Genomic DNA, 5,721 nt, shown 5'->3' on the forward strand with positions numbered 1-5,721 from the left:
TGTTCGCCGATCCTTTCGACAGCGCCCTGGTGGCCTGGCTGGACGCGCGGCTCGCCGGCGCCCCGCTGTACCTGGCGCACCCCGCCGACCTGGCCGCGCTGCTGGCGCGCCACGAGGAGGAGTTCCGCGCCGTCGACAGCGTCGCCACCGCACAGCACAGCGAAGCAGCCGCCGGCGAGGCGGTGGAAGACCTCTCGCTGGTCAGCATCAACGAGGACGCCAGCGTCGTCATCAAGCTGGTGAACTCCACGCTGTACGACGCGCTCAAGGCCCACGCGAGCGACATCCACCTGGAAAGCACCGACTCGGGCCTGGCGATCAAGTACCGCGTCGACGGCGTGTTGAACCACATCAGCCGCATCCAGGGCGTCGAGACCGCCGAACAGGTGATCTCGCGCATCAAGGTGATGGCCGAACTCGACATCGCCGAGCGCCGCGTGCCGCAGGACGGCCGCTTCAAGGTCGGCATCCAGGGCCGCCCGGTGGACTTCCGCGTCTCGATCATGCCCAGCGTGTTCGGCGAGGACGCCGTGCTGCGGATCCTGGACAAGAAGGACCTGGCGGATTCCGCCCAGGGCGTGCGCCTGTCGTCGCTGGGTTTCGAGGACCAGGACATCCGCGTGATGCGCAAGCTGGCAAAGGAGCCCTATGGCATGGTGCTGGTGACCGGCCCCACCGGTTCCGGCAAGACGACCACCCTGTACGCGATGATCTCCGAGATCAACAACGGGCAGGACAAGATCGTCACCATCGAGGACCCGGTGGAATACCAGCTGCCCGGCGTGCTGCAGATCCCGGTCAACGAGAAGAAGGGCCTGACCTTCGCCCGCGGCCTGCGTTCGATCCTGCGCCACGACCCGGACAAGATCATGGTGGGCGAGATCCGCGACTCCGAGACGGCGCAGATCGCCGTGCAGTCCGCGCTGACCGGCCACCTGGTGTTCACCACGATCCACGCCAACAACGTGTTCGACGTGATCGGGCGCCTGAACCAGATGAACGTGGACACGTACAGCGTGGTCTCCGCCCTCAACGGCATCTTCGCGCAGCGCCTGCTGCGCCAGGTGTGTTCCAGCTGCGCAGCCCCGGTCAAGCCCGGCATCGCGGAACTGGTGGAATCGGGCATCGATCCCGAAGCCGCCGGCGACTATCACTTCGTCGTGGGCAAGGGCTGCGGCCGTTGCCGCGGCACCGGTTACCGTGGCCGTACCGCCATCGCCGAGATCCTGCTGTTCGACGACGAGTTGCGCCAGCTGATCATCGACCGGCAGCCCATCGCCCGCATCAAGGAAGCGGCCCGCAAGCGCGGCCTGCGCTTCCTGCGCGAATCGGCGGTGGCCCTGGTCGCGGCGGGCCGCACGACCCTGCAGGAGATCAATCGTGTCACGTTTGTTGGGTGATCGCTTCACCGCGGTGGTGGGGCCCGATCGCGTGGTGCTGGCGCGGCGCGCCGGCTGGCGCCGCCCGCCCGCGCTGCATGCGCAGGCGGAGTGCGCGGCGCCCACGGCCAAGGCCGCCGTCACGGCCCTGGCGGAACTGCTCGCGCGGCCGGAGATCGGCCGCGGCGAGCTCACCATCGTGCTGTCCAACCACTTCGTGCAGTACGTGCTGCTGCCCTGGCGGGCGGAAGTCGGCCGCCCCTCGGAGCTGGCCGCCTACGCCGCCATCCTGTTCGACGAGACCTACGGCAGCGAGGCGGGCGGGCGCGAGATCCTGATCGGGCGCGAGCGCTCCGGCAGCGCCCGCATCGCCGCCGGCATCGAGGCCACGCTGCTGCACGGCCTGCGCAACGCGGTGACCGCCTCGAAGCTGAAGCTGGTGTCGGTGCAGCCCTATCTCTCCGCCGCCTTCGACCGCGTGCGCCGCTCGGTGCCGCGGCGCGACTTCATGTTCGTGCTGGCCGAGCCCGCGCGCAGCTGCGTGGTGGTGGCCAGCGGCGGTCGCTGGCGCAGCCTGCGCAGCACGGCGACGGCCGCCCGGCCGCACGAGCTGGCCCACCTGATCGAGCGCGAGGCGCAGCTCGCCGGCCTGGCCGACGAGGGCATGCCGCCCGTGTTCGTGCACGCGCCGGGCAACGGGCAGCTGGTGGTGCCGCCCTGCCAGGGCGTGACGCCGCGCACCCTCGGCCTGCCGCACGGCGCCGACGATCCCCTGCTTGCGATGGCCTTCACGGTGAACTGAAATGCGCAGCCTGCAGTTCGATTTCCAGCGCCGCCCGGCGCCGAGCGCGGCCGGCTGGCTGCTGCTCGCGGCCGGCCTCGCGGTCGCAGCCGTCGTCGGCCACGAGCAGACCCAGCACGACGAGGTCAAGGCCGATCACGCGACGCGCCTGGCCACCCTGCAGACGCCCGGCGCCATGCTGACCGGCAAGGAGCCCGACGAGCCGAGCGTGGTGGCGGCGCGCAAGCTGCTCGATGCCTCCCGGCTGCCGTGGGAGACGCTGTTCTCGGCGCTCGAAGCGGCCGACGCCAAGGACGTCGCCCTGCTCTCGATCACGCCCGATGCGCAGCGCCGCCAGGTCAAGATCCACGCCGAGGCGCGCAACCTCGACGCCATGCTGGCCTTCCAGCGCCAGCTGCAGAAGAACCCCGGGCTGGCGCAGGTGGCGCTGGTCGATCACACGGTGATGAAGGACCTGCCCTTCACGCCGGTGCGTTTCCATCTCCTGGCCCAGTGGGGAGTGCAAAGTGGGAATCCCTAAGCTGATCATCGCGGAGCGCCTGCTGGCGCTGCGCTGGCCGGGGGCCGTCGGCGCGCTGCTGCTGGTGGCGGGCGCCGGCTACGGGGCCGGCGTGCTGCTGCCGCAGCGCGACGCGCTCGCCGCCAACGAGGTGAAGGTGGCGCGTGCCGAGCGCAAGGCCGCCGCCGTGCGCAGCGGCCGCGAGGCCGCGCCGCTGTCGCCCGCGCAGCGCCGCGTGCGCTTCTTCAACACCCTGCCCGCCGAGGGCGAGGTGACGCAGTCGGTCGAGCGCATCTACGCCGCCGCCGCGGCGGAGAAGCTCTCGCTGATGCGCGGCGAATACACCGGCGCCGAGCTGCCCGGCGCGAACCTGGTGCGCTACAAGATCACGCTGCCCCTGAAGGGCAGCTACGCGCAGGTCCGCCGCTTCGTCGCCGCCGCCCTCAAGGACATCCCGGGGCTCGTGCTGGACGACATGACGGTGCAGCGGCCGAACATCGGCGACGCCGCGGTGGACGCGCGCGTCCAGCTCTCTCTCTTCCTCGCGAGGCGCTGACATGAACAAGCGCCTGATCTTCTGGACCACCTTCCTCGGTGGCGCCGGCGCCCTGGTCGCGTACGACTACCTCCAGCCGGCGCCCGCGCCGGAGGGCGTGGCCGTTGCCGCCCGGCCGGCCCACGCCACCCACGGCACCGCCCCGAACGCCGCGCGCCCCGCGTCGGCGCCGGTGGCGGTCGCCCCCATCGAGAGCGCCTCGGCGCCGCTCGCCAGCCTGCGTTCGACCGCCGCGGAACGGGTCGATGCCGGCGCGGCAGCGGACGTCCAGGCGGCCAGTCCGGCGGCCCCGGCCGCGTCGGGGCCGGAGCTGTTCGCGGTGCGGTCGTGGCAACCGCCGCCGCCGCCTCCTCCGCCACCCGCCGCGCCGCCGCTGCCCTTCTCCTTCCTGGGGCGGCTCGACGACGGCAAGCCCAAGGTGTTCCTGCAGAGGGGGGAACGCCTGTACGCCGTGGCGGTGGGCGACGTGATCGACGGCCAGTACCGGCTGGAACGCATCGAGGCGAACCAGCTGTTGCTGACCTACCTGCCAATGAATGTCAAACAGACCATAACGATCGGAAAGTCCTGATGTACCGCACGGAGAACAAGAAAGGCTGGCTTCGCACTCCACTCGCTCTCGCTCTCGCCATCACGCTCGCCGGCTGCGCCTCGCAGCAGGCGCTGAAGGAAGGCCAGGCGCTGATCGAAACCGGCCGCTACGAGGAGGGGCTCGCGCGCCTGGGTGACGCCGTGGCCAAGTCGCCCAACCAGCCGGAGTACCGCACGGCGCTGGTGCTGGAGCAGGAGCGCATCGTGGCGATGCTGCTCGCACGCGCCGACCGCATGCGCTCCGCCGGCGACTACGACGCCGCGCAGGAGGCCTACCAGCGCGTGCTGCGCATCACGCCGCGCAACTCGCGTGCGATCGACGCGCTGCGCACGCTGGAGCAGCGGCGCAACCTCGACGACATGATCAAGCAGGCCCGTGGCGCCTTCCGCCGCGGCGACGTGGAGCTCGCCGAGAAACACCTCACGCAGATCCTGGCGCTCGATCCCAACGCCCCCGACGCGCTGGCACTGCGGCGCGAGATCGAGGCGGAGCACGCCCGCACCGTCAGCACCTACCCGCGCCTGCGCACCAAGTTCACGCGGCCGGTGACGCTGGAGTTCCGCGACGCCCAGATCCGCCTGATCCTCGATGCCCTGTCGCGCACCACCGGCATCAACTTCATCGTCGACAAGGACGTGAAGTCGGACACCAAGGCCACGATCTTCGTGCGCCAGGTCGCGGTGGAGGACGCGCTGGACCTGCTGCTGGCACAGAACCAGCTGGAAAAGAAGGTCATCAACGACAACACCGTCCTGGTCTATCCCAACACGCCGGCCAAGCAGCGCGAGTACCAGGACTGGGTGATCCGCACCTTCTACATCACCAACATGGAAGTCAAGCAGGCCCAGACCCTGATCAAGACCATGTTGAAGACCAAGGACCTGTTCATCGACGAGAAGCTCAACTCGCTGACCATGCGCGACTCGCCCGACGCGGTGCGCCTGGCCGAGAAGCTGCTCGCCGCGCAGGACCAGGCCGAGGGCGAGGTGGTGCTGGAGGTGGAGCTGCTGGACGTCTCGCGCGAACGCATCCTGGATCTCGGCCTGGAGTGGCCGACCAGCTTCTCGGTGCTCAACACCGAGGGCAAGCTGGCCACGCTGCTGTCCGACCTGCACAACCGCATTCCGCGCAACCAGATCGGCCTCGACCGCACCTTCGTCGCCACGGCGCGGCAGCGCAACAACGACGTCAACACCCTGGCCTCGCCGCGCATCCGCGTGCGCAACAAGGACAAGGCCAAGATCCACATCGGCGACCGCATCCCGATCGTCAACGCCACCTCGGTGCCCTCCACCCAGGGCCCGGTGACCACCGAGACCGTGCAGTACCTCGACACCGGTATCAAGCTGGAAGTCGAGCCCACCATCTACCAGAGCGACGAGGTCGCCATCAAGGTGGTGCTGGAGGTGAGCGACTCGCAGAACGCCGGCACCACCAACAACGGCACCACGCTCGTGCGGGTGAAGACCAGCAACGCCTCGACCACGCTGCGCCTGAAGAACGGCGAGACCCAGATCCTGGCCGGCCTGATCCGCAACGACCACACGGCCAACGTCGACGGCCTGCCGGGCCTGGTGGACATCCCGGTGGCGGGCCGCCTGTTCGGCGGCAACGACGACAACTGGACCAAGCGCGAGCTGGTGCTGTCGATCACGCCGCGCAACGTGCGCAACACGCCTTACCTGCCGCCCTACCAGCTGGAGTTCCCGTCCGGCACCGAGGGCAACCTGCGCTCGCGTCCGCTCTCGCTGGCGCTGCAGGGCAGCGACACGCCCGCCGCCGGCGGCGATGCCGTCACGCTCACGGCCCCGCCCGGCTCGGCCGGCGGGTCCACCGGCGGCGCCGGCACGGGCGTCCCGGCCGGCAACACGCCGCTGGCCACCGGCGGCTCGC

6 protein-coding genes (1 of these 6 only partly in view) are annotated in these 5,721 nt (G+C 70.4%); all 6 read left to right on the plus strand.

Going from position 1 to position 5,721, the window contains the following annotated elements:
• Nucleotides 1-1,400: the 3' portion of a GspE/PulE family protein gene (locus VFM98_RS06565; protein ID WP_414708992.1), read on the plus strand. 175 nt of this gene lie to the left of the window's left edge; only the last 1,400 of its 1,575 coding nucleotides appear in the window; the start codon falls outside the window, past its left edge; its stop codon occupies nt 1,398-1,400.
• Nucleotides 1,381-2,181, plus strand: a complete 801-nt coding sequence (locus tag VFM98_RS06570) for a hypothetical protein (protein ID WP_325109106.1) — start codon at nt 1,381-1,383, stop codon at nt 2,179-2,181. Before VFM98_RS06565 ends, VFM98_RS06570 begins: the two co-directional genes overlap by 20 nt.
• Nucleotide 2,182: 1 nt before the next feature.
• Nucleotides 2,183-2,701, plus strand: a complete 519-nt coding sequence (locus VFM98_RS06575; protein ID WP_325109107.1) for a hypothetical protein — start codon at nt 2,183-2,185, stop codon at nt 2,699-2,701.
• Entirely contained in the window at nt 2,688-3,236 is a 549-nt protein-coding gene (locus tag VFM98_RS06580; protein ID WP_325109108.1) for a hypothetical protein, read from the plus strand. Before VFM98_RS06575 ends, VFM98_RS06580 begins: the two co-directional genes overlap by 14 nt.
• A 1-nt stretch (nt 3,237) precedes the next feature.
• On the plus strand, nt 3,238-3,807 hold the full coding sequence (locus VFM98_RS06585) for a hypothetical protein (protein ID WP_325109109.1): 570 nt from the start codon (nt 3,238-3,240) through the stop codon (nt 3,805-3,807).
• The coding region (locus VFM98_RS06590) for a secretin and TonB N-terminal domain-containing protein (protein WP_325109110.1) at nt 3,807-5,721 on the plus strand (1,915 nt) is incomplete at its 3' end. The genes VFM98_RS06585 and VFM98_RS06590, both read left to right, overlap by 1 nt.

Origin of the sequence: Ramlibacter sp., assembly GCF_035706265.1 — a bacterium.
GTDB lineage: Bacteria > Pseudomonadota > Gammaproteobacteria > Burkholderiales > Burkholderiaceae_C > Ramlibacter.

What these genes read in the sequence shown, in the direction of transcription:
- VFM98_RS06575 (WP_325109107.1), top strand. Translation starts at nt 2,183, where the DNA reads ATGCGCAGCCTGCAGTTCGATTTCCAGCGCCGCCCGGCGCCGAGCGCG.
- VFM98_RS06585 (WP_325109109.1), top strand. Translation starts at nt 3,238, where the DNA reads ATGAACAAGCGCCTGATCTTCTGGACCACCTTCCTCGGTGGCGCCGGC.